The following is a 3,436-nucleotide window of genomic DNA, read 5'->3' on the forward strand; positions in this document are numbered from 1 at the left end:
TGAAACGCGCCCCTCGCAGCCGTCAACGCCATGATTTATATGCGAAATATCACGATTACGACAGCGAAATCAGCGACTTACTTGGAGAATGTGGGGTTAAAGGTAGGCATGCATAAGCTCTCCGGAATGCGATATTGCCTATAACTCATTCTAGGAAATATTATTTCTCAGATTTGCTGTGGCCGTGGTCTGCGCTCAGAGATGTAGGAGCCGAAACAGGATTCGCTTGACTCCAATAATAAGGTGGCACTTGTGCTCGGAGGCCTCACTACCTGGCCTAGCAGGTCGCTGAAAAAGTCTGCAGTGAGGAAGGGTTTCCCTTGAGCAGGAGCTCGATGCAGCCTGGTTTGCGAACCGGCAGTCCGAGTAGCCGCTTGCCGGCTCAGTTAGCCAGCAGTTTCGGCAGCCTCGCGAGGTTGCAGGCCGCCATCGCCAAGGTGAAGCGGGCCCGTACGCGCTCGATGCCGCGGTACAGGGTCTGCGCCATGCCGCCGACGGTTTTGGCCCAGCCGAAAGGTTCCTCGATCTTCTTCCGGCGCCGCTGTGACTTGGCGTAGCCGGGGTGCCGGGTGGTTCTGCCGTCGATGGCGGAGTGCCGGGACTTCTGGGCGACATGCGGCGTGACCACCATTTGGCGCGGCTCGGCGACGAAGTCGGCGCTGTCGGAACCGCGGTCCGCTGCCAGGGTCAGGCGCCGGGTCGATCCCGGCGAGTGGCGGTGAAGCATATCGATGGCAGCACGCCGCTCGGCGTGGCCGTCCGCCCGCGTCAGGTCGGCCTGCACGATTAGACCGGAGCGGTTCTCCATCATGCTGTGCCCCATGAAGCACAGCATGGCGCCGGCGCGGCGGGATTTCTTGAACAGCCGGGCCTCCGGATCGGTCATCGAAGCATGGGTCGCGTTCGACCGTCGTTCGCCACGGAAGTCGACTCGGCGTTACGGTTGCGGCGTGTGGGGCGGGTCATCGGGTCGGGCTCGGCGGTGGACTGGTCAGAGGAAGATGTGCGCGGCGCGCTGCCATCTGGCGGATCGCCGGGACCCTCGTCCCCGCCCAACGTCGCTCTTTCCTTCGGCTGGAAACTCTTCATTGACGCCCAGGCCTTCACAAGGGTGCCGTCGACCGAGAAATGGTCGTCCGACAGCAGCGGTGCCACCTCGCGATGCGCCAGAATGGCGGCCATGATCTTGCGCGACATGTCCGTGGTCAGCAGCCGGTCGCGGTTCTTCGTGAACACGGTCGGGACCCAGACAGCGTCATCGATCCCAAGGCCCACGAACCAGCGGAACAGTAATTTGTAGTCCATCTGCTCCATGAGCTGCCGCTCGGACCGGATCGAGTAGAGGATTTGCAGCAGGCTGGCCCGGATCAATCGTTCCGGCACGATCGAGGGGCGGCCCTCACCCGCGTAAAGGCGGTCGAACTCTGCATTCAGGAAGCGCAGTGCGTCGTTGACAACGGCCCTGATCTTGCGCAGCGGGTGTCGCACCGGAATGCGCACCTCGAGATCGACGTAGCTGAACAGCGAGCCCGTCACCTGATCTGATCCACGCATCCCACACTCCGTCGTCATCTTAGTGGCGACGGTGAATCATGTTCCACGTCAGACGTCGAGGCGGGAGTTTTTCAGCGGCCTGCTAGTGGATCACAACTATCTTGTCGGCACGGTCAAGGCCCGTCAGGTGGAATTCTGCCTGACCATATTACCCCAGGAGGTGCGTCGACGAGCAAACAACAAGTTTCCTGGAGCCTCGAGTCATCGCGACGTAGAGGTTCTTCCTGTTTTTCAGGGCATTGCGGTCGAAGTCGCTGGCATCCAAGATGACCGCTACATCGCCCTCGAGCCCCTTGAGCAGGAGCGGACTGCCCACTGCTTTCTTCGGGAGGAGCCGCCCGAGGATGCGTTGCTGTTCACGGATGCGTTTGGCGGCGTCCAGAAAGCCCACATCGGGACCGGACGATCGGAGAGCCTTGATGCAAGTGCGCAGGATCTCCGGCCGGAAAGTTCGAGTACCCTGCGTGGCCTCTAGTGCATCGAATAGGGCGATAAGGGATTCTGCATCCCCAACTTCCCGGTATTTGATGGCCGCAAGTTCGTGCGCCTCGGGTGGCGTCCGGTTTCGATCAGCGGCAATCGTTGTGGCTCGGAGAGCAATGCTCTGCCGGTCGATCCCCGTCATGACCGCGAAAGCGAAGTCGAGTGCGGCTTCGAGGTTCCCTGGGGCGACGAGATCGATCTCGCTCGCGAAGTCCGTAACGTCTGTGAGATCAACAGCCTCGACGGTTACAGCGCCAGGTGTTTGCTTTGCTAGCCTCCGCTGCAGACCTTTTTGTGTCCCTCCCGTCATAATTAAGACCTCCCCTCCGGCTTGCGGAGACCGAGTGAGGCAGGCAAGGCGCTGCTTTTCTTGATCGTTCGTACCGTCCAGATGGACCCAGTCGACATCGTCGGGCGCAGTTAGCAGGTCGATCCGATCACCAGCCTTCAACGTGCGACGCGCCTCGAGCAGCCAGGTCCCGAGCTCATGGGCGCCAGCATTTTCCCATCGCCATGGCCGCGTCAGTTCCGCGACCAATGGAAAAGTGCCGAGAACGTCGGCATCCCAATTTGGGTGGTGGCCCCGCCAGTTGAAAATTTCCTGCATCGGATCGCCGAGGATGACGGTAGGCAGAATGGTTGCGAGATGACAGACCACGGAATGCTGATCGGGGTCACAGTCCTGATACTCGTCGACGATGACCCGGCTGTAGCTTGCGGAAAGCACTTCGTCGATATGCCGACCGGAGAGAAAATGCGCGATTGCCGTCTTAATCACCGGGTAATCTCGTCTGGCATCCTCGAGGTCGAGGTGAGCGGGAGCGATCCCGGATCGCGCAGGAAAGGTCTTCAGAATGCGAAGGGCCCAGCCATCGATCGTCGATAGCCGGTATCGATCTTGCTGCACCCGATGTCTCGACAACCGATGCCGGAGCGCAGCGACCCCCGCGTTCGTGTGTGTTAGGCTCAGGACTCGTTCTTGATCAAAGCCAGAACAAGACCGTTGCAGCGAGCATGATCGCGGAGAAGAAGGTTTCCGGGCACCGGTCGTACCTGGTGGCGACGCGCCGCCAGTCCTTGAGCCTGCCGAACATGATCTCGATGCGGTTGCGCCGTTTGTAGCGCCGCTTGTCATATTTGACGGTCTTTTTGCGGGACTTCCGGCCGGGGATGCAGACCTTTATCCCCTTGTCTTTCAATGCTTCTCTGAACCAATCAGCGTCATATCCCCGATCTGCCAACAGCCAGCCCGCTTTCGGCAGGCTGCCCAGCAGTGCCGCCGCGCCGGTGTAATCGCTGACCTGACCAGCAGACACGAAGAACCAGATCGGTCGCCCCTTGGCATCGGCAACGGCGTGCAGCTTGGTGTTCATCCCGCCCTTCGTCCGCCCGATCTGAC

Annotated in this window: 2 protein-coding genes and 1 pseudogene; all 3 read right to left on the reverse strand. The window is 60.6% G+C overall.

Features of this window, described 5'->3' with window-relative positions; genetic code table 11:
* Positions 1-382: 382 nt before the first annotated feature.
* Positions 383-1,554: pseudogene (locus tag EV657_RS21260) on the reverse strand (IS5 family transposase).
* A 148-nt stretch (positions 1,555-1,702) separates the two neighbouring features.
* Positions 1,703-2,944 (reverse strand): UvrD-helicase domain-containing protein, encoded by a 1,242-nt coding sequence (locus EV657_RS21265; protein WP_166673770.1) that lies wholly within the window; start codon positions 2,942-2,944, stop codon positions 1,703-1,705.
* A 76-nt stretch (positions 2,945-3,020) separates the two neighbouring features.
* Positions 3,021-3,436 (reverse strand): IS5 family transposase (locus EV657_RS21270; RefSeq protein ID WP_134079854.1); only part of this gene is annotated, 416 nt, incomplete at its 5' end.

Origin of the sequence: Rhodovulum visakhapatnamense (assembly GCF_004365965.1) — a bacterium.
Classification (GTDB): Bacteria; Pseudomonadota; Alphaproteobacteria; order Rhodobacterales; family Rhodobacteraceae; genus Rhodovulum; species Rhodovulum visakhapatnamense.